Origin of the sequence: Xanthobacter sp. SG618 (genome assembly GCF_012932745.1) — a bacterium.
GTDB classification, from domain to species: domain Bacteria; phylum Pseudomonadota; class Alphaproteobacteria; order Rhizobiales; family Xanthobacteraceae; genus Xanthobacter; species Xanthobacter flavus.
The window spans coordinates 111,727-135,969 of the sequence record NZ_JABBHL010000002.1; the positions used below are offsets into that span (position 1 = coordinate 111,727).

Below are 24,243 nucleotides of genomic sequence, written 5' to 3' on the forward strand. Positions count from 1 at the left end.
GCGAACCCGGCGCGTCGGACAACCGGCGCGCCACCGCATCAGGAGACATCAGACGCGAACGCCACCGCATCGGCGGGCGAGAAATCGAGCGAGACGCGGGTGCCAACGGGCCAGCGCGTCGAGGCACCGTGCCCCGGCACGCGAACCGTGACGCGGCCACCGCGCGCGGCAGCGACATCCACCAGAACGTCCACGTGCGAGCCCTGATAGACGTGGGTCGCCACCGTGCCGGAGACCAGCCCCTCCCCTTCCGCGATGCGCACCGCATCGGGCCGAACGAACAGGTCCACGGCGGCGCCGGGGGCAATCCCCTCCAGCGTATCCGCGCTGACGCTGAGCCGCCCTTCGGCGATCAGCACCGTCGCGGTCTCGCCGATGCGCCGCTCCAGCCGGCCCGGCAGCACGTTCACATCGCCGACGAAGGACGCGACGAACGGGTCGAGCGGACGGCGATAAATCTCGTCCGGCGTGCCCACCTGGCGGATGCGGCCCTGCGACATGACGGCGATGCGGTCCGACATGGACAGCGCCTCGCTCTGGTCGTGGGTGACGAAGATGGTGGTGACACCCAGCCGGCGCTGGATTTCCTTCAGCTCCACCTGCATGGCGCCGCGCAAATTCTTGTCCAGGGCGGAGAACGGCTCGTCCAGCAGCAGCACCTTGGGCCGGATCACCAGCGCACGGGCCAGGGCCACGCGCTGCTGCTGGCCGCCGGAAAGCTGGCGCGGCTTGCGCTCGCCGAATCCGTCGAGCTTCACCAGCGCCAGCGCCTCGGCGACGCGCGTGTCGATCTCGCGCTTCGCCACGCCGCGCATCCTGAGGCCATAGCCCACGTTCTTCGCCACGTTCATGTGCGGGAACAGGGCGTAGTTCTGGAAGACGACGCCGATCTCGCGATCATAGGGCGCGGTCTCGGTCATCAGCCGTCCGCCGACGAAGATCTCGCCGCCATCGGCTTCGAGAAACCCGGCGATGAGGTTGAGCAGCGTGGTCTTGCCACAGCCGGAGGGGCCGAGCAGGGTCATGAACTCGCCGTCGGCGATCTTCAGCCATGCCTCATGCAAGGCGGTGGCATCGCCGAAGCGCTTGGTGACGCCGTCGATCTGGACGCCGGCAACGCGCGCGGCAGCGTCCGCGGCGGGCGCGGAGACGGCGGGGGAGACGGGCTCCCGGGGATCGATGCGTTCAGCGGACATGCTCAACGTTCAGAACCTTTCCGAGGCCAAGGAAGGCGTTGGCGATGGTGAGAACCAGCGCCGTGACCACGATGTAGATGACGGACAGCGCCGCGAGCGTCGGATCGGCATATTCGCGGACGTAATTGTACATGGCCACCGGCAGCGTCTGCGTCGCCTGGGCGGTGACGAAGAGCGAGGCGGTGAACTCGTTGAAGGACAGGATGGCCGCGAACAGCCAGCCCGAGAACAGGCCGGGGATCAGCAAGGGCAGCGTGACGGTGAACAGCGCCCGTCCGGGCCGGGCCCCGAGGCTCGCGGCGGCCAGTTCCAGCCGGCTGTCGAGATTGCGCAGCGACACATAGACCGACCGCATCACGAAGGGCAGCACAAGCACCACATGGCAGACGATGACGAGGGCGAAGGTGCGCGTCGCGTGGATCTGCGCCGCGAGGATGAGGAAGCCGAGACCGATGGTGAAATGCGGGATCACCAGCGGCGACGTCAGCACCGCCTCCAGCGCCATCTTGCCCCGGAAGCTGTAGCGGTCCAGCGCAAAGGCGAAACCGGCGCCCACCACCAGCGCGATGGACGAGGCGAAGGCGGTGATGATGAGGCCGTTGCGAAAGCCCTCGGAGAAGTCCCGGTAGGAGAAGGCCCGCGCGAACCACCGCGTGGACCAGGCCTGCGGCGGGAAGGAGAGGATGGCGCGGTCGTTGAAGGCGGAGATTCCCACCACCACCGCCGGCAGGATGATGAAGGCCACCACCAGCCACACCGCGCTCCAGCCGGCGATGGCGAGAATCCGCTCACCGGCTTTGGCGGAGATGAGACGCTTGCGCGGAGCAGACATCAGTGGGCTCCGATCTTTTCCAGCGGCTTGATGGCCTGTTTCGCCATGGCGAGCACCGCGAAGGTGAGCGCGAGGCCGGTGACGGAGAGGGCCGCCGCGAAGGGGAAATTGAAGGAGGCGAAGCCGAGCTGGTAGACCAGCGTCGAGATCATGCTCACCTTGCCGCCGCCGATCATCTGCGGCGTGGCGAAGGCGGAAAACGTCCAGGCGAAGGCGGTGGAGACGCCCGCCACCACGCCAGGCATGGAAAGGGGCAGCGTCACCGTGAGAAACGCCTTAACCGGCCCGGCGCCGAGGGAGGTCGCGGCCTTCTCATAGTCGCGGTCGATGTGCGAGAGCGCGGCCGACAGCATGATGACCATCACCGGCAGCGTCACATGGACGAGGGCGGTGACCACGCCGAACGTCGTGAACATCATCTGTATCGGCCGGTCGATGAGCCCCAGGCCCTTCAGCACTGAATTGATGAAGCCGGTATTGCCCAGCACGATGATCCACGAATAGGTGCGCACCACCTCGCCGAGGAAGAGGGGCGTGACGGCGGTAATCAGCAGGAAGGATTTCAGCGCCACGTTCCGCGTCCGCACCAGCGCGTAGGCGAGCGGATAGGCCACCACCAAAGTGATGAGCGCGGTGAGCAGGCAGATCCACACGGTCTGGATGAACACCTGCGCATAGAGCGGGCGCAGCAGCGCGAAGAAATTGTCCAGCGTCAGCCCGCCGGGATTGAGCGAGCCCGGCACGTAGGCGCGGAAGGCATATTGCAGGATCGCCGCGAGCGCCGCCGCGGAGGCGATGGCCGCCAGCGTCGCGGGGGCGACGAACAGGGCGAGGAAGGGGCGCTTGTTCACAGCTCTCGCTCTTGGTTTGCGGTCCGGATCGAGACCGGTCGAAACGGGCGGCCAGGCACCGGCGGAGGCAGGGAAGATGACAGGGGATCCATCTTCCCTGCCCGCCGCGCTACGGAGCCGCTTCCGGGTCAGGGCAGTCTAACGGAAGCGGTTGTCCGCCTCACCCGTCGATCAGCTGTCGATCACTTGGCGATCATGTTTTCCGAGAACCACTTGCGCCACTCGGCGGTCTTCTCCGCGCGGAGCTTGTGGTCGATGATGATGGTCTCCTTGTCCCACTGCTCGGCAGTGGTGAAGACGCCGGGAAGCTTCGCCGTTTCCGGGCTCACCTTGGCGCCGAGCACGGTGGGCGATCCCTTCTTCAGCTCGGCGATCTTGCCCTGCACCTCGGGATCGAGCGCGGTGTTGATGAACTTCTCCGCCAGCTCGCGGTTCTTGGAGCCCTTCATGATGGCCATGGTGTCGATGCCCAGCACGCCGCCCTCCTTCGGGATGACGAGCTTGATCGGGACGCCCTGCGCGATCATGTAGTAGGCATTCATGGACAGCATGATCTGCACCGGCGTCTCGCCGGTGGCGATAAGCTGCTGCGAGTTGGCGTCGTTGGTGTAGAAGGCCTTGAAATTGGGCTTCAGCGCCAGGAGCTTCTGCTCGCCCTTCTGCCAGTCCGCCGGCGAGCCGCCCGCCAGCAGGGCCGAGACGGCGATGATGTGGCTGGGGTCGAAATCAGGCGCCGCCAGCATCCCCTTCAGCTCGGGATTCCACAGGTCCGCCCAGGAGGAGAAATTGATGTTCTTGGGCGTCAGGTCCGGCCGGTAGCCGATGGTGTAGACATAGGCCCAGGCACCGATGTGATAGGGGCTCACCTTGGCCTGCGGCACCAGCTTCGACGCATTCGGCATCTTCGAGAGGTCGAGGGTCTCGAACAGGTCGTCATTGGCGTAGAGCCAGCCCACATGGGCGGTGGTGAAGGTGATGTCGCTCTCCGGCGACCCCTTGGCGAGCTTCGCCTTGTTCAGCCGGTCGATGGTGCCGCCGGTGATGTACTCCACCTCGACGCCGGTATCCTTGGTGAACTTCGAAGCGATGGCCTCCGCGATGAGGTCGCGGAAGCTGCCGCCCCACGTGCTCACCACCAGTTTTTCCGCCGCGCTCGCCGGGCCCGCCACGAAGGCGGCCAGCGCGAGCCCGAGGGCAACGATCTTGCCGTTCATCCGTCTCTCCTCTGGATCCGCCTTCTGGCGGTTTATTTTCGTGTGACCGCGAAGGTCGCCGATACGTAAATCTACGTAATTCGGATGACGATGGAAGCAAAAAATGCCTCCACGAGCCGATTTTTATTTTGAAAATCAATATTTTGTCGGGGCAACGCAAATATTCCCCGCGCCAGTTGCGGCGCGAGGAAAATGGAGCGCGGCGGCGCCGCCGTTGCGCGCGGGGGCCTCAGGCGCGCTCGGCCGGGATCTCGGCGATGATGTCGATTTCCATCAGATATTCGGGCTTGGCGAGGCCCTGCACGATGATGCCGGTGGAGACCGGGAACACGCCCTTCAGCCACTGGCCCACCACGCGATAGACCGGCTCGCGATAGGCCCGGTCGGTGATGTAGATGACGATCTTGACGATGTCCTCGAGCTTGGCGCCGGCCTCTTCCAGCAGCACCTTGGCGCAGGCCATGGCGTTCTCGGTCTGCGCCGCGGCATCGCCCACGCCGACGATGTTGCCGTCGAGATCCATGGCCGTCTGGCCACGCAGATAGACGGTGTTGCCGGCGCGCACCGCCATGCACACGTCATTGTCGAGCTTCTGCTCGGGATAGGCGTCCTTCGTGTTGAAGGGGCGGATGCGGGTATGGGTCGGCACGGTTCTGGGCCTCATGCAGCGGTCAGGCGCCGGTAGGCGCGGTTGGCATAGAGCAGCGGCTCGGCCTCGTCCTCGAGGCCGTGGACGGCGGTGACCGCACCGACGACGATGCGGTGGGTGCCGTAGGCGTGATGGGTGGCGAGGCGGCAATCGAAGCTCATGAGCGCGCCGTCGAGCACCGGCGCGCCGCTCTGCGCCGCCCGCCACTCCGCGCAGGCGAATTTGTCGTCGCGAAACTGCGGCACCTGCCCGGCGAAGGTGTCGGACACGTGCGACTGGTGATGCGCCAGCACATTGGCGACGAAAACGCCGTTGGCCTCGATCACCTTGAGCGCATTGCTCTGCTCGTGGATGCAGAGGATGACCGAAGGCGGCTCCATGCACAGCGAGGCCAGCGAGGAGACGGTGAGCCCCGCCCGCCCCGCAGAGCCGTCGGTGGCAATCACCGCGACACCCGACGCCATGCGCCGCATGGCCTCGCGGAACAGGCCCGCATCCACCGGCGAGATTTCGGCAGCCGCGCTCATTTCAGCGAACCTTTGACATTGTCCGAAAGACCCGCGGTCTTGCGCACGAAGTCGAGGGGCCCGGAGAAATCGAAGCTCTTGTAGACCGCCGCGAGGTGGTTGAAGTGCGGCGCCTGCGCGAACTGCACGAAGGCGAGGCGGTGGCCGGCATAGTCGGAGGAGACGAGATCGCGGGCGAAGGCGAGCAGTTTGCGCCGGTCCTCGGACTCCCAATTGTCGTTGAGCGTGTAGAACTTCTTCAGCCACTCGGCCGTGCCCTCCGCCTCGAAGGCGGCGACGTTGGGCGTCACGCAGATCTGCCCGCCGATCAGCTCGCGGGTGGCATGCATCATGGTCGGCAGCTGCGAGCAGGCGAGCACGCGACCGGCATAGAGGATGGACTGGTTGGGCATCAGCAGGCCCGCCGGGCTCTTCTCGGCCAGCGCGATGGAGGCGGTGAGGTGGGCGTTGATGCCCTCCCGGTACACCGCGAGATCCGCCAGCTTCTCCTGCACCGACTGAAGCTTGTCGAGGCCGGTCTGCTTGGCGTTCCACAGCGCCGCGCCGATCATCATGTCGGCGACATAGAGGAGGCGCAGCACGTAAGGATAGGCCGAGTAGCGGTGCAGCGTGCCGCGCACGAACTGGGCCGCCTTGGTGTAGCGATAGAAGAAGACGTCTTCCCAGGGGATCAGAACGTCGTCGAACACCACCAGCGTATCCACCTCGTCATAACGATTGGCGAGGGGATAGTCCTTCGGGTTACTGCGGCCGGCGAAGGAGGAGCGGCAGATGTGCTTCACGCCCGGCGCGCCCATCTTCACGATGCAGCCCAGTGCGTAATCGCTTTCCTTCTCGTCCGTCCAGGCGCCCACGGTGGGCTTCAGATAGGCCTGGTCCGCATAGGCGGCGGCGGTCTCGTACTTGGCACCGCGGATGATGATGCCAGCGTCCGTCTCCTTGGTGACATGCACCATCATGTCCGGGTCGCGCTCGGAGATGTGGCGGGAGCGGTCGCCCTTGGGATCGGTGTTGGCGGAGACGTGGAAGGGGTCTTCCTCCACCACGCGGCGGATGTGGTTGTCGATGTTGGCGGCGAAGCGTGGATCGATCGCCGCCAGCATGTCGCGGCCGTCCTGCAGCGACCACATTTCGCCGATGGTCTCGTCGCCGACGCGGGTGACGACGCCGCCCACGTCCTTCAGCAGGATATCGACGCCCTTGCGCTTGGCGTCCCAGTGCGCGGTCTCGGTGGGCGGCTGGTGGAAGACGGAATGCACCGCATTCTCCTCCACGTAGGTCAGCGCCGGAGCGGTCGCCTCCTCGTGATGGAGGTCGTACATGCGCGCCTTGATGTCGACGATGGGCTTGAAGGCGGGATGGGTGGTGACGTCAGCCACGCGCTCGCCGTCGATCCAGATCTCGCGGCCGTCGCGCAGGCCTTCCTTGTACGCGGCACCGGTCCTGATCATCACGCCTGCTCCCGAATTGGTCATGCCCACGATTGGAGCAAGAGTGGGCGAGACCGCGGGATCGATAAAATATTTTATCTTTGGCGAAAAGATTGGCTTTTCTGATCCAGATCAATGCGCGACACTGGCGGCTCACCGGAGCCCCGCCTGTGACCGAGCCGAACCCTGCCGGCAATCTCCCGCGCCCGCGCCTTTGCTACGCCCCCGCCTGCAGGGGACGGGCGACATGAACGTGTCGCTCAGGGCGCTCAAATATGTCGTGGCGGCCGCCGATCTCGGCAACGTTACGGAAGCCGCGCGCCAGCTCAACGTCTCCCAGCCATCGATCTCCGCCGCCATCGCCCAGACCGAGGCGGAGCTGCGCATCCCGCTGTTCATCCGCCATCATGCGCGCGGCATCTCGCTGACGCCCGCCGGCCAGCGTTATGTGAACGAGGCCCGGCATCTCCTCGCCCATGCGCGCGATTTCGCCCAGAGCGCACAGGCGCTGGGCGACACCCTGAGGGGCGAGATTTCGCTCGGCTGCTTCCTCACCATCGCGCCGCGCTTCATGCCCGCTTTGCTGGCCCGCTTCGCGGAGGTGCAGCCCGGCATCACGGTGAAGCTGGAGGAAGGCGACCAGAAGGAGATCTTCGACGGCATCCTCTCCGGCCGGCTCGAGATCGCGGTGTCCTATGGCTATGCGGTGCCGGAGGATTTTTCCGGCGAACTCCTCATCGACCTGCCGCCGCTCCTCGTGCTCGCCGCCGACCATCCTTTGGCGCGCAAGCCCGTGGTCTCGCTGCGGGACGTGGCCGACGAGCCCTTCCTGCTCTACGACCTGCCCCACACGCGCGACTATTTCTTCTCGCTGTTCGAGTCCTGCGGCATCACCCCGCGCATCGCGTACCGCTCACGCTCCTACGAGCTGATCCGCGGCCTCGTCGGCCAGAAGCGCGGCTACACGCTGCACAATGCCTCGCCGCGCACCACCATGGCCTATGACGGCAGCCGGGTGGCCGTGCGGCCGCTGAAGGAGCAACTGGCGCCGGTGCGCGTCATGCGCCTGTCCCTGCGCCGACAGCCCATGCGGCCGGCGGTGGAGGTGTTCGCCCGCTTCCTCGCCGACGCCTTCTCGCCCGGCGGCATGTTCGCGCCGGGCTCGATCGCGCCAGACATGGACTAGGCCGCCTCAGCCGCCGATCTTCTTGCCGGCGGTCCAGCAATCCTGCACCGCGCCGATGGCCTGGCCGGCATCGGTCATGTCCCAGTCGAAGGACTTGCCGGCGATCTTGAGCGAGACGCGGCCGCCCTGCCGCAGGGCATTGAGCACGTCATCCGTGATGAACACGCGCTCGCGCACGCCCGGCTGGCTGGCGACCAACTCGACCGGCTGCGACGCCTTGCCGATCTCCAGCGATCCGGAGACCTTACTGCCCGGCTTGAGGCTCAGGTCCGGGAAGGCGATGGCCCACTTGCCGTTCGGATAATAGAGCAAGCCGACAATGCCGCCGGACGTCTTGGTGACGCCCCGGCACAGGAAGAACTTGCCGTCGTCCAGCACGGTCTCGACCTTCCACTGGCCGAACGCGCGGAACTGGGTGTTGGTCTGCTTGCCCGCCTCGGCTGCCCCCGCGGCCATGACCGCCGCCGCCACGATCGCGATTCCCCAGAAACGCATGTCATTCCCCTGAGCATCTGCCCGCCACGCCCAACCGGCACGCCGGAGCCCGGCCGCAGCCAGACACCCTGCAATTCACCCGTTAAATTTGCCCGCATCGTGTCGGGGGCGGCGTTCGTCCACCGTCCTTATAGCATCGAGCCGATCCGCCTCAGAGGGAGAGCGACATGCGCGTGATGGTGATCGTGAAGGCGACCGCAGACAGTGAAGCCGGGCTGATGCCCTCCCCCGAACTGCTGGAGGCCATGGGCCGGTTCAACGAGGAACTGGCCAAGGCCGGCATCATGCGCGACGGCGCCGGGCTGAAACCCTCCAAGCTGGGCAAGTGCGTCGGCTTCGACGGAGCCTCCCGCATCGTCATGGACGGCCCCTTCGCCGAGACCAAGGAGCTGATCGCCGGCTACTGGCTGTGGGAGGTCAAGGACATGGAGGAGGCGGTCGCCTGGGTGAAGCGCTGCCCCAACCCCATGCCCGGCCCGAGCGAGATCGAGATCCGCCCCCTCTACGAGATGGAGGATTTCGGCGATGCCGCCACCGAGCAATCGCTGGCACCCCACGAGCGGGCGCGGGACATTCTCGCCGGACGCGACGGGGCTCAGTAGCCCCGCGCCGGGTCCACCCGGTTCTGCACCTCTTCGCCCGCCTCCACCCTGCGGATGTTTTCCGCGATCTGGGCGGAGGCGCTGGCGGGGATGGCGATGGAGGCGAGGTGCGGCGTCACCAGCACGTTCTCCATGCCCCAGAGCGGGCTTTCAGGCGGCAAAGGCTCCACCTCGAACACGTCGAGGGTGGCCTCGGAAATGGCGCCGGAGCGCAGCGCCGCGATCAGCGCCGCTTCGTCCACCACCGGCCCGCGGGCGACGTTGATGAACTTCGCTCCCTTCGGCAGTAGAGCGAGGCGCTCGGCGTCGAGGAGATGGCGCGTCTCGCCGGTGAGCGGAAGCATGACCACGAGGATGTCCGCCTCGGCGAGAAAGCCCGGCAGCGTGCCGGAACCGTTAAAGGTCTTCACGCCTTCGAGCTGCTTCGGCGAGCGCGACCAGCCGCGCACGTCGAAGCCGTGCCGCACCAGCTCCAGCGCGGCCGTGGAGCCGAGCTCGCCGAGCCCGAGCACGCCGACGCGGATCTCCCCCGCCGTGCGCGGATGCACATAGTGCCAGCGCCCCTCCCGCTGCGCCCGCTCGAAGGTCGGGATCTCGCGGGCATGGCGCAGCACGCAGAACAGGACGAAGGACGCCATCATCTGCGACATGTTCGGGTCTGACAGGCGGGTGATCGGCACGTCGGGAAGGTCATCCCGGGCCACCAGCGCATCGACGCCGGCGCCGAGATTGATGACCAGCCCGAGATTGGGAAAGCGCGCGAAGAACCCCTGCGGCGGCTTCCAGACGAGAGCATAGCGCACATCCGCGGGATCCCCGTCCACGGCACCGGTCGCGACATCGGCGATCCGCACATCGAGGCCGGGCATCGCCGCCTGAAGCGCGGACTTCCACTCCACTGCGTCGTCGAAGGCGCTGTAGAACACCATCGACCCGCGCGAATCCCGTCCCGTCACTTGCCACCCTCCGCCTTGCGCTCGCCGGCGAGCTTCGCCGCGGCGCCGATGGCAAGCTCGTAGCCCAGCGCACCGAGCCCCGCTACCACGCCGGTGGCGGCCTTCGACACGAAGGAATGGTGCCGGAAGGGTTCGCGCTTCCAGATGTTGCTCATGTGGGTCTCGATGATCGGCCCGTCGAAGGCGAGCAGGGCATCGAGGATGGCGATGGACGTATAGGTGAGGCCGGCGGCGTTGATGACGATGGCATCCGCCTTCAGCCGCGCCTCCTGGATCCAGTCCACGATCTCGCCCTCGTGGTTGGACTGGCGGAAGTCCAGCGACACGCCAAGTCCGGCCGCATAAGCGAGGCAGCGCTCGCGGATGGCCGGGAAGCTCTCGCGCCCGTAGGTGCCGGAGGGATCGAGGCCGTAGAGGTTGGCGTTGGGTCCGTTGAGAAAGAAGATCGTCAGGGCCAAGGGGGTCGTCCTGCTGCGAGAGGAGGCCGCAAACGTCGCGCCGGAAGGGGCATCCTGCCAATCGGAAGATGAAATGAGCCGGATCGGCTTTTTTGATCGACCGTATTGGGGAACCGAAGCGCGGCCGCCGCGTTTTCAAGCTGCACCTTGGAGTGGGCAACAAAAATGACACTTGGGGAAGCCCAGCCGATGGCGGAGCCGGTATCTCTCACCGTGCTGCTGGTCGAGGACGACGCGCTCGTGCGCATGGTGACGGCCTCGGAGTTGCGTTCCGCCGGACTGCTGGTGATCGAGGCAGTCTCGGCCGAGGAGGCGCATGAGGCCATCATCGCCGGCCTGCATGTGGATGTGGTGTTCTCCGACGTGCATACCGAGGGCGCGCTGGACGGCTACCAGTTCGCCCTGCTGCTCAAGGCCGAGCGGCCGCATCTGCCGGTAATCCTCACCTCGGGCCAGTTCGACCGTTCGGTCGCAGCCGTGGTCGCGCCGTTCCTCGCCAAGCCCTACCGGGTGGAGAGCGTGCTGCAGATCATCCAGGCCCAGCTTCAGGGGAAAGCCGGTTCCTAATCGCTGATCGAGGAAAGGCGACTGATGAACGACAACCGTCCGAGCGAACTCCCGCCCGTCGTGCTCGTGGTCGAGTCCGACATTCTCGTGCGCCACGTGATCGCGGAATATCTGCGCACCTGCGGCTACGAGGTGCTGGAAGCGGCGACGGGTGCCGAGGCCGAGATCATCCTTGAGGTGGAAGCCGAGCGGGTCGAAGTGGTGCTGGCCGATGCGTCCGCCACCGGCGACCGCGAGGGCTTCGCCCTGTCCCAGTGGCTGCGCGAGGCGCACCCGAAGATCGACGTGATCCTGGCCGGCTCCACCGCCATGGCGGCCGCCCACGCCACCAATCTGTGCGAAGACGGGCCAGGCGTGGACAAGCCCTACCAGCCCCAGCAGATCGTCAACCGCATCAAGTGGCTGAAGTCGCGGCGCGACAAGGGGCGCTGATCCAACCAGCTACGGTGCTGAAACGAAAACGGGCGGCCCAGGGCCGCCCGTTCGCGTTTGAGACCTGCTGTCCTCACTCCGCCGGAGCGGGGTGGGACGGGGGCGGCACGGCCGCCTCCTTGCGGCGGCCGATGGACGCGATCCACTGGGCAAAGACGTAGAACACCGGGGTGAACACGAGGCCGAACAGCGTCACGCCGATCATGCCCGAGAACACCGCCGTGCCCAGCGCCTGCCGCAGCTCCGCGCCCGCACCGGTGGCCCACACCAGCGGCACGACGCCGAGGATGAAGGCGAGCGAGGTCATGATGATGGGGCGCAGACGCAGCCGCGCCGCCTCCACCGCGGCCTCGCGCCGGCCGTGCCCCTGATCCTGCAGCTGCTTGGCGAATTCCACGATGAGGATCGCGTTCTTCGCCGCAAGGCCGATGAGCACGATGAATCCCACCTGGGTCAGGATGTTGTTGTCCTGCCCCCTCAGGATCACGCCGATCAGCGCCGCGACAAGGCACATGGGCACGATGAGGATGACCGCCAGCGGCAGTGTCAGGCTCTCATACTGCGCGGCCAGCACCAGGAACACGAACACCACGCCCAGCGCGAAGGCGAAGATGGCCGTGTTGCCCGCGCGCTGCTGCTGGTAGGCGAGCGCCGTCCATTCATAGGAGAAACCCTGCGGCAGCACCTTCGCCGCCAGCTCCTGCATGATCTGGATGGCCTGGCCCTGCGAATAGCCGGGGGCCGGGGAGCCGTCGAGCTCGGCGGTGGGATAGAGGTTGTAGCGCGGCACGCGGTAGGGGCCGGAAATGTCGCGCACGGTGGTGAAGGAGCCGAGCGGCACGGTCTGGCCGTTGGCCGAGCGCACCCGGATGGAGAGCACGTCCTTCGGATCGAGCCGGAACGGCGCATCCGCCTGCGCCTGCACCCGGAAGGTGCGGCCGAACAGGTTGAAGTCATTGACGTAGGACGAGCCGATATAGGTCTGCAGCGCCGAGAACACGTCGGCGACGTTGACCTGAAGCAGCTGGGCCTTCTGCCGGTCGATGTCGAGGAACAGCTGGGGCGTCGAGGTCTCGAACAGGGAGTAGACCTGCATCAGCCCCGGCGTCTGCGCCGCCGCGCCCATCATGGCATAGGTGGCATTGCGCAAGGCGAGGAGGCCCGCGCCGGAGCGGTCCTCCAGCATCATGCGGAAGCCGCCGGCATTGCCGATGCCCTGCACGGGCGGCGGCTGCACCACGATCATCTGCGCTTCCTCGATGGACGCCACCTTGCCGAACAGCACCTTCTGGATGGCTGCCGCGGTCTGCTCGGGATGGCCCGCGCGCGAGGTGAACGGATCGAGGATCACGAACATGGCGCCGGCATTCGGCGCGTTGGTGAAGGTGGCGCCGGAGAAGCCGGCGATGTTGACGATATGGCCGACGCCGGGCGTGCCGAGCACGAGGTTGCCGGCGCGCTTCATCACCTCTTCCGTGCGCTGCATGGAGGCGCCGGGCGGCAACTGGGCGACGACGATGAGATAGCCGCGGTCCTGTTGCGGGATGAAGCCCTGCGGCGTGGTCGCGAACAGCCAGCCGCCGAATCCGACGATGCCGGCATAGACGACGAGCACCAGCGCCACGAACCGCACGAGCCGGGCCGTCATCCAGGCATAGCCGTTGCCGACCTTCTCGAAGCTGCGGTTGAACAGGCCGAAGAAGCCGACGATGGGCCGGGCATACCAAGCGGGCTTCTCGTGCGCCGAGCGATGCGGCTTCAGGAGCAGCGCGCACATGGCCGGCGAGAGGGTCAGCGAAACGAGGAGCGAGATCAGCGTCGAGCCGGCGATGGTCAGCGCGAACTGCCGGTAGAACTCGCCGGAGATGCCGGTGATGAAGGCGGTGGGCACGAACACCGACGACAGCACGAGCGAGATGGCGACCAGCGCCCCGCCCACCTCGTCCATGGTCTTGTAGGCGGCATCGCGCGGGGAGAGCCCCGCCTCGATGTTGCGCTCCACGTTCTCGACCACGACGATGGCGTCGTCCACCACGATGCCGATGGCCAGCACCAGACCGAACAGCGACAGGTTGTTCAGCGAGAAGCCGAACAGCGCCATGACGAAGAAGGTGCCGATGAGCGAGATCGGGATGGCGAGGATGGGGATGATCGCCGCCCGCCACGTCTGCAGGAACAGGATCACCACCAGCACCACCAGCACGATGGCCTCGCCGATGGTGTGCACCACGGCGTCCACCGACTGCTGGATGAACTCGGTCGGGTTGTAATAGATCGCGTACTTGAGACCCGCCGGGAAACCCTTGCCGATGCGGGCCATCTCCGCCACCACCGCATTTCCGGTGGCGAGCGCGTTCGAGCCCGGCCGCTGGAAGATGCCGAGATTGATGGAGATGTCCTTGTCGAGGAACGACGTGGACGCGTAGTCCTGCGCCGCGATCTCGACCCGGCCCACATCTTTGAGCCGCACCAGCGCCTGATCGGTCTGCTTGATGACGATGTCGGCGAACGCCTGCGGGTCGGAGAGACGGCCGAGGGTGCGCACGGCGATCTGGAACGCCCGCTGGTTGGGCACCGGCGGCTGGTTCAGGATGCCCGAGGCCACCTGCACGTTCTGCGCCTTCAGCGCCTGCACCACGTCGGTGGTGGTGAGGTTCAGCGCGGAGAGCCGGTCCGGATCGAGCCAGACCTGCATCGCATATTCGCGCGAGCCGAACACCGTGATGGAGCCGACGCCGTCGATGCGCGACAGCACGTCCTTCACCTCGATATTGGCGAAGTTCGAGATGAACAGCGGATCGCGCGAACCATCCGGCGAGTAGAGGCTGACCACCAGGAGGAGGTCGGGCGAGGCCTTCGCCGTCACCACGCCCACCTGCTGCACCTCGGCCGGCAGGCGCGGGGCGGCGATGGCGACGCGGTTCTGCACCTGCACCTGGGCGATGTCGAGATTGGTGCCGATGTCGAAGGTGACGGAGATGGAGAAGCGACCGTCCGCCGTCGAGTTCGACGACAGGTAGATCATCTTCTCGACGCCGTTGATCTGCTGCTCGATGGGCGCGACCACCGTCTCGGCAACGATCTCCGCCGAGGCGCCGGGATACTGGCCGGTCACCGTGATGACGGGCGGGGCGATGTCCGGATACTGGGCCACCGGCAGGCGCAGGTACGAGACCGCGCCGAGGATGATGACCACCACCGACACCACCGAGGCGAAGATGGGACGGTCAATGAAGAAGTGGGAAAAGCGCATGATGCCGCCTCCTCACTTGGAGGCGGCGGAGGAGGAACCGGCAGGCGCGCCCGGCGCCCCGGGGGCCGGCGCGGCACCGGCGACCTGCGGCGTCACGGTCACACCGGGCCGCACGCGCATCAGGCCGTTCACCACCACCTTGTCGTCGGGGCCAAGGCCCTCGCGGATCACCCGCATGTCACCCTGCAGCGGGCCGAGGGTCACGAACTTCTGGCTGACCTTGTTGTCGGGGCCGACCACGTAGACGAACTTCTTCACCTGCTCCGTGCCGATGGCCACATCCGGCACCACCAGCGCCTGATAGGGATCGGAGGACTGGAGCCGGATGCGGGCGAACATGCCCGGGCGGAACAGGCCGGTCTTATTGTCGAAGATGGCGCGCCCGCGGATGGTGCCGGTCTCCCGGTCGACCACGTTGTTGAGGAAGTCGAGCTTGCCCTTGTGGACGAAGTCCTTGTCGTCGATGAGCTTCAGCGTGACAGGCTCGCCCTTGAAGTCGGTGCCGCCCTTGCGGCGGGTGAGGCGCAGCAGCGAGGCCTCGTCGATGGTGAACTCGAAGCGGATCGGATCGGTGGAGACGATCACCGCCAGAAGCGTGGGCGTGCCGCCCGTGCCGCCGGTGACGTAGTTGCCGACCGACACCCGACGGTCGCCGATCTGTCCGGACACCGGCGCCTTCACCTCGGTGAAGCCGAGGTCGAGCTGGGCGGAGCGGACCTGCGCCTCCTGCGACTGCACGATGGCGGCGGCGGTGCGCTCGGCCTGGGTGCGCTGGTCGAAGGCCTGCTTGGAGATGGCGTTGGAGGTCTTGTCCTCCAGCAGCGTGCGGGCGCGCTCGAGGTCCGCCTTGGTGAAGTCGAGATTGGCCTTGGCCTGGGCGAGATTGGCCTGGGCCTGATCCACCGCGATCTTGAACGGGCGCTGGTCGATGGTGAAGAGCACGTCGCCCTCCTTCACCAGTTGGCCGTCGACGAAATCGATCTTGTCCAGATAGCCGGAGACGCGGGCACGCACATTCACTTCGTCGATGGCGACGAAGCGGCCGACATATTCGTCGGTGTCGGTAACGTTCGCGGAGGTCGGGGTCGCCACCGTCACCTGGGGCGGCGGGGGGGCACCCTGCTGCTGCGCGGTGGGCTGGCCGCAGCCGGCAAGCGCCAGCGCGAGTGCGAGCACCGGAACGGCCGCAGCGGCGGAAGCGAAATGGCTGGGAACGGAAAGACGCGGGGCAGGCGACATGGGCATCCGGCTCCTCGACGGACGGGTGTCCGCGCATGATCTTTTTCGGAGAAGGTTCGGCACCTCCCGCAACCGATGAGCCGAGACCGGAAAATCGGCGGATCGATAGCACAGCGCGGGTGCGATGCAAAATAGCAGATTTGCGGAATGTCAAATTTGGAAGGCTTCCGAGGCCTCAGGCCGCGGGCGGTAGGGGCGGAGGCGCCCGCCGTCCGATCACACCGGCGATAAAGCCCCGGCCGAGCAGCAGCCATAGTCCGGCGAGATAGGCGGCGCCTCCCCCCAGCACCACCAGCGCCAGCATCAGCTCGTCGCGCGCGCCCATCCCCCCGGGCAGGATCGCCGATGCCGCGGCCTGCGCCCCGACGAGCGCGGCGCCCACCACCACCAGCAGCCCCACCAGCCGCACCAGATGCCCGCCTAGGGCCGCATCGCCCACCGGATAGCCCCGGCGTACGGCGAACAGCACGAGCAGGCCCACATTGATCCAGCCGCCCACCGCCGTGGCGAAGGCGAGGCCCACCTGGGCGAAGCTGCCCATGAGCGCGAACTTGAGCGCCACGTTGAGCGTGACCGCGGACAAGGAGGCGATCATCGGCGTCTTGGTGTCGCCGCGGGCGTTGAACGGGGCGATGAAGGCGCGCACCACCACGAAGGCGAGAAGGCCGACGCCGTAGGCCCGCAAGGTTGCCGCGGCATCCGCCGCATCTGTCGCCGTGAAGGCGCCGCGGGCGAACAGCGCCCGCATGGTCAGGTCCGGCACCAGAAGCGCGGCGGCGACGAACGGAATGGCGAGAAGCGCCGCCAGCTCGATGGAGCGCGCCTGGGCATGGGCCGCCCCGGCATCGTCCTTCGCCGCGAGGCGCCGCGACATCTCCGGCAGCAGCACGGTGCCGACCGCGATGCCGACCACGCCGATGGGCAGCTGGTTGATCCGGTCCGCATAATAGAGCGCGGAGAGCGCGCCCACCGGCAGGAAGGTGGCGATGATGGTGTCGGCGAAGAGGGCGATCTGCACCCCCGCCGAACCGATGATGGCCGGCCCGAGCGCCTTCAGGAACTGCCGCGTGCCCGGATCAAGCTTCGGCCGGGCGAAGCGCAGCCCCAGGCCGTGCCGCTCGGCATCCACTCCCACGACGAACAGCTGCGCCACGCCCGAAATCAGCACGCCCCAGGCCGCCGCATGGCCGGCCGTGGGGAACAAAGCGGCGCAGAGCAGGGTGCTGACCATGCAAACATTGAGCAGGATGGGGGCGGCGGCGGCCACGGCGAAGCGGTCGGAGGCGTTTAGCGCGCCCGTGACCAGCGTCGCGATGGAGATGAGCGCCAGATAGGGAAAGGTGATGCGGGTGAGCGTCACCGCCAGGTCGAAGCGCTCGCCATCCTCCGCGAGGCCCGGCGCCAGCAGCGAGACGAATTGCGGCGTGAAGCCCAGCGCCAGCGCCAGCAGCACGGCATGCACCAGCGTCATGGCGGTGAGGATTTCGTCGGCGAACCCGCGCGCCACCGGCACGCCGTCCTGCTCCCTGAGCCGGGCATAGGTGGGCACGAAGGCGGCGTTGAACGCCCCCTCGGCGAAGATGGCGCGGAAATGGTTCGGCAGCCGGAAAGCGATGAGGAAGGCATCGGCCACCGGCCCGGCACCGAGCACGGCGGCCATCACCACGTCGCGGATGAAGCCGGCGAGGCGGGAGAGCAGCGTCAGGCCGCCGACAGAAAGGATATTGCGGAACATGGGATGCGGGCGGCCGGCGGTCTGGCGAAAGGGTGGCCGGACCCTAATGGCCTGCGCGCGGCAAGGAAAGCCTCAGCCGCCGAGGCGGGCCTTCAGCTTGAACGGGGCCATGCCCTCGCGGGCAAGTTCGTCGGCGCGCTCGTTTTCGGCGTGGCCGGCGTGGCCCTTCACCCAGTGCCAGCGGATCTCGTGGCGCTTGAGCGCCTCGTCGAGGCGCTCCCACAGGTCCTGGTTCTTCACCGGCTTCTTGTCGGCGGTGCGCCAGCCGTTGCGCTTCCAGCCGTGCATCCACTTGGTGACGCCGTTCTTCAGATATTCGCTGTCCGTGTGCAGTTCGACCGCGCACGGCTCCTTGAGGGCCTCAAGGGCCGAAATGGCGCCCATCAGCTCCATGCGGTTGTTGGTGGTCAGCACCTCGCCGCCGCAGAGCGGCTTCTCGTGGGCGCCGAAGCGCAGCAGCGCGCCCCAGCCGCCGGGGCCGGGATTGCCGGAGCAGGCCCCGTCGGTGAAAATCTCCACGGACTTCATGCAGCGAGACCGTAATCCTGCGCCCGCTCCACCGCCTGGTGGAAGCGCAGCTTCTTGAGATATTCTAGCGGGTCCTTGGGCCGCACCAGCGCCCCCTCCGGCACGTTCAGCCAGTCCACGAGGCGGGTCAGCAGGAAGCGCAGGGCCGCGCCGCGGGCGAGGCGCGGCAGGGCCGCCTTCTCGCCCTCCGAGAGGGGCCGCACGGCCTCGTAGCCGGCGAGCAGCGCCCTTCCCTTCGTGACGTTGTAGGCGCCATCCGCCTCGAAGCACCAGGCGTTCAGGCAGATGGCCACGTCGTAGGCGAGGAAGTCGGTGCAGGCGAAATAGAAGTCGATGATCCCCGAGAGCTGGTCGTCGAGGAAGAAGGCGTTGTCCGGGAAGAGATCGGCATGGATCACGCCCGAGGGCAGGTCCTGCGGCCAGTTCGCCTCCAGCACGGCTAGCTCGGCCGCGACCGCTCCGGAGAGGCCCGGAGCCACCGTGTCCGCCGCGGCGCCGGCCGCCTCGAACAGCGGCCGCCAGCCGGCGACGGAGAGCGCATTGGCCCGCTTCAGCGGAAAGTCCGCCCCGGCGAGATGCAGTTGGGCAAGGCCCCGCCCAAGCTCGGCGCAATGGTGGGCAGTGGGCCGGCGGACCGAGACGCCGGGCAGAAACGTGACCATCGCCGCCGGTCGCCCCGCCACTTCCGCGAGGATGGCGCCGGACCGCGCCGCCACCGGCTCGGGGCAGGACAGGCCGCGCGCGGCGAGGTGCTGCATGAGGCCGACGAAGAACGGCAGGTCCTCGCGCCGCACCCGCTTCTCGTAGAGCGTGAGGATGTAGCTTCCCGTCGTGGTCTGGACCAGGAAGTTAGAATTCTCCACGCCCTCGGCGATGCCGTGGAAGGAAGTGAGGGAGCCGATGTCGTAGCCCGAGAGGAAAGCCTCCAGCTCAACCGGCGCCACATCCGTATAGACCGCCACGCTCTACTCCGCCGCCGCATCCGGCCGCAGCACGCGCGGCAAGGGGAAAAAGACGTCTTCCTCGGTGGAGGTCACGGTCTCCACCCGCACGTCATAGCGTGCGGCGAAGGCGTCGATGATCTCCTCCACCAGCACTTCCGGGGCCGAGGCGCCGGCGGTGACGCCGAGGCTGGACAGGCCCGAGAACACCGACCAGTCGATGTCCGCCGCCCGCTGCACCAAGGCGGCACGCGGGCATCCCGCCCGTTCCGCCGCCTCGCGCAGGCGCTGGGAATTGGAGGAATTGGGCGCACCCACCACGATCAGCGCATCCACCTTCGGCGCGATGACCTTGACGGCCTCCTGCCGGTTGGTGGTGGCGTAGCAGATGTCTTCCTTGTGCGGCTCGGCGAGCTTGGGGAAGCGCCGGCGCAGGATGGCGACCATCTCCGCCGTGTCGTCCAGAGACAGGGTGGTCTGCGTCACATAGGCGAGGTTTTCAGCGTCCGGCGGCGTCACCCGCTCGGCCTCCTCGGCCGTCTCGATCAGGGTGAAGGCGCCGTCCGGCAGTTGGCCGATGGTGCCCACAACCTCGGGATGGCCCTTGTGGCCGATGAGGAGGATGTGGCGGCCGCGCTTGAAGTGCACCTGCGCCTCCCGGTGCACCTTGGTGACCAGCGGGCAGGTGGCGTCAATGGCGAAAAGGTTGCGGCCGGCGGCCGCCTCCGGCACCGACTTCGGCACGCCATGGGCTGAGAAGATGACCGGCGCGGTGGTATCCGGCACCTCGTCCAGTTCCTCGACGAAGATGGCGCCCTTCCGCTTCAGGTCTTCCACGACATATTTGTTGTGCACGATCTCGTGCCGCACATAGACCGGCGCACCGTAGAGCTTGAGCGCCTGCTCCACGGCATTGATGGCGCGCACGACGCCAGCGCAGAAGCCGCGCGGCGCCGCAAGCAGGACTTTCAGCGCGGGCTTTTCGGCGGGCGCGGCATGGTCGGGCACGATCGGAGTGTCGGACATGGCGCGAATTGGCGACCTCCTTGGGCCGGTGTCAAGCTTCAGCGGCGATTTCCGAGCCGACAGCATTGCGGGAATTGAAACTTGTGACCGGCCCGCTTATGTTGGCGCCATCCCGGACACATGCGATGCATTCCGCGGTCCGCCCCGAAAGGTGGGGTGGCCAGGCGAAGACGCATATGCCCGACGCATTCTTTTCATGACCGGCACGTCCCACCCCGACGGGCCCGATAGACCAACAAGCCCAAGAGGCCGTCATGTCGAACGTACCTTTGATGCCCAAGGCCACCGCCGTCTGGCTCGTGGACAATACGGCGCTCTCCTTCGAGCAGATCGGCGACTTCTGCAAGCTCCACCCGCTTGAGGTGAAGGGCATCGCCGACGGCGAGGTGGCGCAGGGGATCAAGGGGCTCGACCCCATCTCGACCGGCCAGCTGTCCCGCGACGAAATCACCCTCGCGGAGAAGGACCACAACCGCCGGCTGCGCCTGCTCGACCCCAAGGTGCGCCTGCCCGAGCAGAAGAAGCGCCGCGGCCCGCGCTACACCCCGGTGTCGCGCCGCCACGACCGGCCCAACGCCATCCTCTGGCTGCTGCGCAACCATCCGGAACTGAAGGACGCGCAGATCATCCGCCTGGTCGGCACCACCAAGGCGACGATCCAGTCCATCCGCGACCGGTCCCACTGGAACTCGCCCCAGCTCTCGCCCATGGACCCGGTGACGCTCGGCCTGTGCAGCCAGATCGACCTCGACCTGGAAGTCCAGCGCGCCGCCAAGGACCGCCCGGCCGTCGTCGGCCAGGAAGACCGCGGCGCCACCCTGCTGCCGGCGGATGTCACCACCGGTCACGACGAGCACGAGGACGAAGCCCCCAAGGGCCGCGAGAGCCTCGATCTCGAGACCGTGTTCGCCAAGCTCGGCGGTTCGAAGAAGAACGAGGCCGAGGACGACGAGGACTGAAGCCTCGCGTGCTCTGCACCATTGGAAACAAAAATGCCCCGGCTTCGGCCGGGGCATTTTTGTTTCGGGACCGTCCAGACTGGAGCGCCCTCAGTGGGCCATCAGCACCGGCACGGTCATGGTGTTGAGGATTTCCCGCGTCACGCCGCCGACGATCATCTCGCGCAGGCGCGAATGGTTGTAGCCCCCCATCACCACGAGGTCGGCACCCTGGTCCGAGACCTCGTTGAGGATGGCCGAGGCCACCGACTCGCCCGAGGCGACCGGCAGCTTGCGCACGGTGGCGGACAGGCCGTGGCGCGAGAGGTGGCGCGCCACTTCGGTCCCGGCCGTATCTTCATCATCGGGATGAGTGACGACCCGGAAGATCTCCACCACCTTGGTCCGGTGCAGCAGAGGCAGCGCCTCGGCCAAAGCACGCGCGGCCGGACGGCTGCCGTCCCAGGCCACCACGACGCGCTCGGCGGTGAAGGGCTTGGTCTGGACGTAGGGCACGATGAGGACGGCGCGGCCGGACTCCATCAGCACCGTCTCGGAGATCACCTCTTCCGGACCGGGCTTGTCGGGATCCGGCTGGGCGACGACCGTGAGATCATAGAGCCGCGCCAGTTCGGCGAAGCTGTTGGCCGCGACGCCGAGCGAGGCGGAGAGGCTGCGCACCTCGTGCGACAGGCCCGCAGCCGCGGCAGCGGCGGAGAAGCGCGCGGCCGCCTTTTCGGCGGCGGCCTGGTTCTCCAGCACCTGGGCATCGATGAAGTCGGTCGGCAGGGCGCCCATGTAGAAGGGCGGCACGTCGATCTCATACGCCACCGACAGCCCTGTGAGATGGGCGCCGAAGCTGGCGGCAAGGCTCGCCGCGTAGTCGCAGGCGACGTCCGTCTCGACCCCTTGGGCGAGATTGACCAGAATGTCGCGAATCATGTGGGAAGGCCCCCGTTCGGCCGTTTGAACGACGCGACCTTACCCTAAACTCGCCCAAAGTCTCGGGTCTTGATGTGGAGCAATCGGCTCCGGTCTTCGGGGTCGCACGCATGCGGCGGGAAATGACCGGATCAGCCAAACATCCCCTGGAAATGACGACGCGGCCGCCCTGGGGGAAGGCGGCCGCGCCAATGGCACGATCACTTGGGGGGGATGATCGCGCTGACCTGAGAACGCCGGTTCCGCCGCCAGGTTCCACGTGGATCGAAAAAATTTTACGTAATTGTCCGCAGCCCCGGCTAGATGCGGTCTCCATCCCCGGCGCGGGATCGACGGTAGTATCATGACACCTGACTTAAGCATCGTCATACCGCTGTACAACGAAGCCGCCGGCCTTCCCGGCTTCCACGACCGCGTCACGGCCGTCGCATCGGCCGAGGCGGAGCGGCGCGGGATGCGGGTGGAGATCGTCTATGTGGACGACGGCAGCCGCGACGGCTCGGCGGCGGTCGCGGCCTCCCTCCCGGCGGATCGGGCGGACGTGCAGGTGGTGGCGCTCAGCCGCAACTACGGCAAGGAGGCCGCCCTCATGGCCGGCCACGACCATGCCCGCGGCGATGCGGTGATGTTCATGGACGGCGACGGCCAGCACCCGCCCGAGATGATCCCGATCTTCATCGGCCTGTGGAAGGACGAGGGCTGGGACGTGGCCTATGCGGTGAAGGCCGATCGCTCCGACGAGGCGACGAGCCGGCGCATCTTCGTCCACACTTTCTACAAGCTGCTGAATTTCGGGGCCACGGCCCGCATTCCCGAGGATGCCGCCGATTTCCGCATCCTCTCCCCGCGCGCTGCGGCTGCCCTGCGGCGGATGCCGGAGCGCAACCGCTTCTTCAAGGGCCTGACGAGCTGGATCGGCTTCCGGCAGGTGGCCGTGCCCTATCGCCCGGCGCCCCGGGCCCACGGCTCCACCTCGTTCAACTTCCTGCGGCTGCTCGGGCTGTCCATGGAGGCACTCACCTCCTTCTCGCCGGCCCCGCTGCGGCTTGCCGCCCTGTTCGGCGCGGCGCTCGCGGGCCTCGCCTTGTTCTATGGCAGCTGGATCGTCGTGGAACGCCTCGTGTGGGGCATCCCCCTGCCCGGCTATCCGTCCATCGTCGTGGGCCTGATGGTGATCGGCGGCACGCAATTGCTGGTGATGGGGCTGATGGGCGAGTACATCGCGCGCATCCTGTCCGAGATCAAGGCGCGGCCTGTCTATTACGTGGCCGACCACGTCTTCAACCGCGCGCCCCAGGCGGAGCTGGACGTGCCGGCGCACGGACAGGCGCAGGTGATCTCCCATCCGGCGGTTCTCGCCTCGCGGGGCGACCAGTGAAGCGCGTCATCCTCTGCGCCGACGACTACGCCATTTCCCCCGGCGTATCCGAGGCCATCGCGGCGCTGATCGCCGACCGGCGCATCAATGCCACCTCTGTGATGACCGTGTTCGACGGTCTCGGCCCCGCCGCGCGGGCGCTGGACGATGCCGCCGCCGACACCGGCGCCAGCATCGGCCTGCATGTCACCCTCACCGGGGCCTTCGCGCCGCTGACGGCGGGCATGGCCGAGCCGTCGGGCGCCCTCCCCGCCTTGCCCCGACTTCTGCTCTCGGCCCTCTCGCGCCGGCTCGATGCCAAGGCGGTGGCGGCGGAGGTGGAGGCGCAGTTCGCCGCCTTCCAGGACGCCTTCGGCCGGCCGCCGGACCATGTGGACGGCCACCAGCATGTCCATGTGCTGCCGGTGGTCCGCACGGCGGTCATCGCCGCCACGGCGCGCCACGCCCCCCGCGCGTTCCTGCGGGATGTGACCCCGGCGCGCGGGGCCCTCAACGGCCTCGACATCAAGGGCCGCCTGATCGGCGCCTTCTCCACCGGCTTCGCCCGCGATGCGGCGCGCGCGGGGCTTGTGACCAACCGCGGGTTCGGCGGCGCCTACGACTTCTCCGGCGATCATGACTTCGCGACTTTGCTCGGCCATTTCCTCGCCGGCGTGCCGGATGGCGGGCTGGTGATGGTGCATCCCGGCCGGGTGGACGACCCGCTCGTCGCCCGCGATCCCCTCACCCATCAGCGGGAGGTGGAATACGGCGTGCTGCGCGGGCCGCAATGGCGCGACATCCTCGACGCCGCCGGTGTCAGCCTCGCCCTGCCCGACCTCGGCCGGACAAAAGCCGCCGCCTGAAGCGTTTCCGAGCGAAGTGGGTA

General features: G+C 67.4%; 24 protein-coding genes. 7 read left to right on the forward strand and 17 right to left on the reverse strand.

Going from position 1 to position 24,243, the window contains the following annotated elements:
- Nucleotides 1-38: 38 nt before the first annotated feature.
- The 7 genes from FHT36_RS05995 to FHT36_RS06025 all read right to left on the reverse strand — a co-directional run bounded on the left by FHT36_RS05995 (nucleotide 39) and on the right by FHT36_RS06025 (nucleotide 6,720).
- The gene (locus FHT36_RS05995; RefSeq protein ID WP_169121616.1) at nucleotides 39-1,196 is read right to left on the reverse strand and encodes an ABC transporter ATP-binding protein; all 1,158 of its coding nucleotides are present in this window, start codon (nucleotides 1,194-1,196) and stop codon (nucleotides 39-41) included.
- Nucleotides 1,186-2,028, reverse strand: a complete 843-nt coding sequence (locus FHT36_RS06000) for an ABC transporter permease (protein ID WP_169121617.1) — start codon at nucleotides 2,026-2,028, stop codon at nucleotides 1,186-1,188. Before FHT36_RS06000 ends, FHT36_RS05995 begins: the two co-directional genes overlap by 11 nt.
- Complete coding sequence (locus FHT36_RS06005; RefSeq protein ID WP_169121618.1) at nucleotides 2,028-2,879, reverse strand: ABC transporter permease; 852 nt, start codon at nucleotides 2,877-2,879, stop codon at nucleotides 2,028-2,030. Before FHT36_RS06005 ends, FHT36_RS06000 begins: the two co-directional genes overlap by 1 nt.
- 182 nt (nucleotides 2,880-3,061) lie before the next feature.
- Nucleotides 3,062-4,093, reverse strand: a complete 1,032-nt coding sequence (locus FHT36_RS06010) for a PotD/PotF family extracellular solute-binding protein (RefSeq protein WP_169121619.1) — start codon at nucleotides 4,091-4,093, stop codon at nucleotides 3,062-3,064.
- 229 nt (nucleotides 4,094-4,322) lie between these two features.
- Nucleotides 4,323-4,742 (reverse strand): RidA family protein, encoded by a 420-nt coding sequence (locus FHT36_RS06015; RefSeq protein ID WP_169121620.1) that lies wholly within the window; start codon nucleotides 4,740-4,742, stop codon nucleotides 4,323-4,325.
- Nucleotides 4,743-4,753: 11 nt separating this feature from the next.
- Nucleotides 4,754-5,269, reverse strand: a complete 516-nt coding sequence (locus FHT36_RS06020) for a flavin reductase family protein (RefSeq protein WP_169121621.1) — start codon at nucleotides 5,267-5,269, stop codon at nucleotides 4,754-4,756.
- A complete protein-coding gene (locus FHT36_RS06025; RefSeq protein WP_169121622.1) occupies nucleotides 5,266-6,720 on the reverse strand; it encodes a 4-hydroxyphenylacetate 3-hydroxylase family protein in 1,455 nt (484 codons plus the stop codon). The genes FHT36_RS06020 and FHT36_RS06025 overlap by 4 nt, the downstream gene beginning before the upstream one ends.
- Nucleotides 6,721-6,946: 226 nt before the next feature.
- Here FHT36_RS06025 and FHT36_RS06030 point away from each other — a divergent pair, with 226 nt between their 5' ends.
- The gene (locus FHT36_RS06030; protein WP_169121623.1) at nucleotides 6,947-7,885 is read left to right on the forward strand and encodes a LysR family transcriptional regulator; all 939 of its coding nucleotides are present in this window, start codon (nucleotides 6,947-6,949) and stop codon (nucleotides 7,883-7,885) included.
- A 6-nt stretch (nucleotides 7,886-7,891) separates the two neighbouring features.
- On the opposite strand, the gene FHT36_RS06035 is transcribed toward FHT36_RS06030, so the two are convergent.
- Nucleotides 7,892-8,380, reverse strand: coding sequence for a hypothetical protein (locus FHT36_RS06035; RefSeq protein WP_169121624.1), 489 nt, complete (start codon nucleotides 8,378-8,380; stop codon nucleotides 7,892-7,894).
- A 167-nt stretch (nucleotides 8,381-8,547) separates the two neighbouring features.
- Between FHT36_RS06035 and FHT36_RS06040 the strand changes: the two genes are divergently transcribed.
- Nucleotides 8,548-8,982 carry a YciI family protein gene (locus FHT36_RS06040; protein ID WP_169121625.1) on the forward strand — a complete coding sequence of 145 codons (435 nt, stop codon included), beginning with the start codon at nucleotides 8,548-8,550 and terminating at the stop codon, nucleotides 8,980-8,982.
- Here the strand turns inward: FHT36_RS06040 and FHT36_RS06045 are convergent.
- Together FHT36_RS06045 and FHT36_RS06050 are read right to left on the reverse strand one after the other, a co-directional pair.
- A complete protein-coding gene (locus FHT36_RS06045) occupies nucleotides 8,976-9,911 on the reverse strand; it encodes a glyoxylate/hydroxypyruvate reductase A (protein WP_169122183.1) in 936 nt (311 codons plus the stop codon). The two genes, FHT36_RS06040 and FHT36_RS06045, sit on opposite strands and share 7 nt — an antisense overlap.
- Nucleotides 9,912-9,934: 23 nt before the next feature.
- The gene (locus FHT36_RS06050; RefSeq protein ID WP_169121626.1) at nucleotides 9,935-10,396 is read right to left on the reverse strand and encodes a type II 3-dehydroquinate dehydratase; all 462 of its coding nucleotides are present in this window, start codon (nucleotides 10,394-10,396) and stop codon (nucleotides 9,935-9,937) included.
- 189 nt (nucleotides 10,397-10,585) lie between these two features.
- On the opposite strand from FHT36_RS06050, the gene FHT36_RS06055 reads away from it, so the two are divergent.
- Complete coding sequence (locus FHT36_RS06055; protein ID WP_169121627.1) at nucleotides 10,586-10,963, forward strand: response regulator; 378 nt, start codon at nucleotides 10,586-10,588, stop codon at nucleotides 10,961-10,963.
- Between the two features lie 24 nt (nucleotides 10,964-10,987).
- On the forward strand, nucleotides 10,988-11,395 hold the full coding sequence (locus FHT36_RS06060) for a response regulator (RefSeq protein WP_169121628.1): 408 nt from the start codon (nucleotides 10,988-10,990) through the stop codon (nucleotides 11,393-11,395).
- 73 nt (nucleotides 11,396-11,468) lie between these two features.
- Here FHT36_RS06060 and FHT36_RS06065 read toward each other — a convergent pair whose 3' ends face one another.
- From FHT36_RS06065 to ispH, 6 genes are all read right to left on the reverse strand, one after another.
- Nucleotides 11,469-14,648: an efflux RND transporter permease subunit gene (locus FHT36_RS06065; protein WP_169121629.1), complete on the reverse strand. Its 3,180-nt coding sequence runs from the start codon at nucleotides 14,646-14,648 to the stop codon at nucleotides 11,469-11,471.
- A gap of 12 nt (nucleotides 14,649-14,660) precedes the next feature.
- The gene (locus FHT36_RS06070; protein ID WP_169121630.1) at nucleotides 14,661-15,887 is read right to left on the reverse strand and encodes an efflux RND transporter periplasmic adaptor subunit; all 1,227 of its coding nucleotides are present in this window, start codon (nucleotides 15,885-15,887) and stop codon (nucleotides 14,661-14,663) included.
- A gap of 175 nt (nucleotides 15,888-16,062) precedes the next feature.
- Nucleotides 16,063-17,622, reverse strand: a complete 1,560-nt coding sequence (gene murJ / locus FHT36_RS06075; protein ID WP_169121631.1) for a murein biosynthesis integral membrane protein MurJ — start codon at nucleotides 17,620-17,622, stop codon at nucleotides 16,063-16,065.
- Nucleotides 17,623-17,694: 72 nt separating this feature from the next.
- On the reverse strand, nucleotides 17,695-18,150 hold the full coding sequence (gene rnhA, locus FHT36_RS06080) for a ribonuclease HI (protein WP_169121632.1): 456 nt from the start codon (nucleotides 18,148-18,150) through the stop codon (nucleotides 17,695-17,697).
- Nucleotides 18,147-19,112 (reverse strand): homoserine kinase, encoded by a 966-nt coding sequence (thrB, locus tag FHT36_RS06085; protein WP_169121633.1) that lies wholly within the window; start codon nucleotides 19,110-19,112, stop codon nucleotides 18,147-18,149. Before thrB ends, rnhA begins: the two co-directional genes overlap by 4 nt.
- Nucleotides 19,113-19,115: 3 nt before the next feature.
- The gene (gene ispH / locus FHT36_RS06090) at nucleotides 19,116-20,117 is read right to left on the reverse strand and encodes a 4-hydroxy-3-methylbut-2-enyl diphosphate reductase (RefSeq protein WP_169121634.1); all 1,002 of its coding nucleotides are present in this window, start codon (nucleotides 20,115-20,117) and stop codon (nucleotides 19,116-19,118) included.
- 254 nt (nucleotides 20,118-20,371) lie between these two features.
- On the opposite strand from ispH, the gene FHT36_RS06095 reads away from it, so the two are divergent.
- On the forward strand, nucleotides 20,372-21,076 hold the full coding sequence (locus FHT36_RS06095; protein WP_169121635.1) for a DUF1013 domain-containing protein: 705 nt from the start codon (nucleotides 20,372-20,374) through the stop codon (nucleotides 21,074-21,076).
- Nucleotides 21,077-21,166: 90 nt separating this feature from the next.
- Here the strand turns inward: FHT36_RS06095 and FHT36_RS06100 are convergent, their stop codons facing one another.
- Complete coding sequence (locus FHT36_RS06100; protein WP_169121636.1) at nucleotides 21,167-21,997, reverse strand: universal stress protein; 831 nt, start codon at nucleotides 21,995-21,997, stop codon at nucleotides 21,167-21,169.
- 343 nt (nucleotides 21,998-22,340) lie between these two features.
- Here FHT36_RS06100 and FHT36_RS06105 point away from each other — a divergent pair, with 343 nt between their 5' ends.
- Together FHT36_RS06105 and FHT36_RS06110 are read left to right on the forward strand one after the other, a co-directional pair.
- Nucleotides 22,341-23,375: a glycosyltransferase family 2 protein gene (locus FHT36_RS06105; RefSeq protein WP_169121637.1), complete on the forward strand. Its 1,035-nt coding sequence runs from the start codon at nucleotides 22,341-22,343 to the stop codon at nucleotides 23,373-23,375.
- Nucleotides 23,372-24,220, forward strand: a complete 849-nt coding sequence (locus FHT36_RS06110; protein ID WP_169121638.1) for a ChbG/HpnK family deacetylase — start codon at nucleotides 23,372-23,374, stop codon at nucleotides 24,218-24,220. The genes FHT36_RS06105 and FHT36_RS06110 overlap by 4 nt, the downstream gene beginning before the upstream one ends.
- Nucleotides 24,221-24,243 lie beyond the last annotated feature (23 nt).

Bases quoted from the DNA above. Each gene is read 5' to 3' on its own strand.
- FHT36_RS05995 (WP_169121616.1), bottom strand. From the start codon at position 1,196: ATGTCCGCTGAACGCATCGATCCCCGGGAGCCCGTCTCCCCCGCCGTC.
- FHT36_RS06000 (WP_169121617.1), bottom strand. From the start codon at position 2,028: ATGTCTGCTCCGCGCAAGCGTCTCATCTCCGCCAAAGCCGGTGAGCGG.
- FHT36_RS06010 (WP_169121619.1), bottom strand. From the start codon at position 4,093: ATGAACGGCAAGATCGTTGCCCTCGGGCTCGCGCTGGCCGCCTTCGTG.
- FHT36_RS06020 (WP_169121621.1), bottom strand. From the start codon at position 5,269: ATGAGCGCGGCTGCCGAAATCTCGCCGGTGGATGCGGGCCTGTTCCGC.
- FHT36_RS06025 (WP_169121622.1), bottom strand. From the start codon at position 6,720: ATGATCAGGACCGGTGCCGCGTACAAGGAAGGCCTGCGCGACGGCCGC.
- FHT36_RS06030 (WP_169121623.1), top strand. From the start codon at position 6,947: ATGAACGTGTCGCTCAGGGCGCTCAAATATGTCGTGGCGGCCGCCGAT.
- FHT36_RS06035 (WP_169121624.1), bottom strand. From the start codon at position 8,380: ATGCGTTTCTGGGGAATCGCGATCGTGGCGGCGGCGGTCATGGCCGCG.
- FHT36_RS06040 (WP_169121625.1), top strand. From the start codon at position 8,548: ATGCGCGTGATGGTGATCGTGAAGGCGACCGCAGACAGTGAAGCCGGG.
- FHT36_RS06045 (WP_169122183.1), bottom strand. From the start codon at position 9,911: ATGGTGTTCTACAGCGCCTTCGACGACGCAGTGGAGTGGAAGTCCGCG.
- FHT36_RS06055 (WP_169121627.1), top strand. From the start codon at position 10,586: ATGGCGGAGCCGGTATCTCTCACCGTGCTGCTGGTCGAGGACGACGCG.
- FHT36_RS06060 (WP_169121628.1), top strand. From the start codon at position 10,988: ATGAACGACAACCGTCCGAGCGAACTCCCGCCCGTCGTGCTCGTGGTC.
- FHT36_RS06065 (WP_169121629.1), bottom strand. From the start codon at position 14,648: ATGCGCTTTTCCCACTTCTTCATTGACCGTCCCATCTTCGCCTCGGTG.
- FHT36_RS06070 (WP_169121630.1), bottom strand. From the start codon at position 15,887: ATGTCGCCTGCCCCGCGTCTTTCCGTTCCCAGCCATTTCGCTTCCGCC.
- murJ (WP_169121631.1), bottom strand. From the start codon at position 17,622: ATGTTCCGCAATATCCTTTCTGTCGGCGGCCTGACGCTGCTCTCCCGC.
- rnhA (WP_169121632.1), bottom strand. From the start codon at position 18,150: ATGAAGTCCGTGGAGATTTTCACCGACGGGGCCTGCTCCGGCAATCCC.
- ispH (WP_169121634.1), bottom strand. From the start codon at position 20,117: ATGTCCGACACTCCGATCGTGCCCGACCATGCCGCGCCCGCCGAAAAG.
- FHT36_RS06095 (WP_169121635.1), top strand. From the start codon at position 20,372: ATGTCGAACGTACCTTTGATGCCCAAGGCCACCGCCGTCTGGCTCGTG.
- FHT36_RS06100 (WP_169121636.1), bottom strand. From the start codon at position 21,997: ATGATTCGCGACATTCTGGTCAATCTCGCCCAAGGGGTCGAGACGGAC.
- FHT36_RS06105 (WP_169121637.1), top strand. From the start codon at position 22,341: ATGACACCTGACTTAAGCATCGTCATACCGCTGTACAACGAAGCCGCC.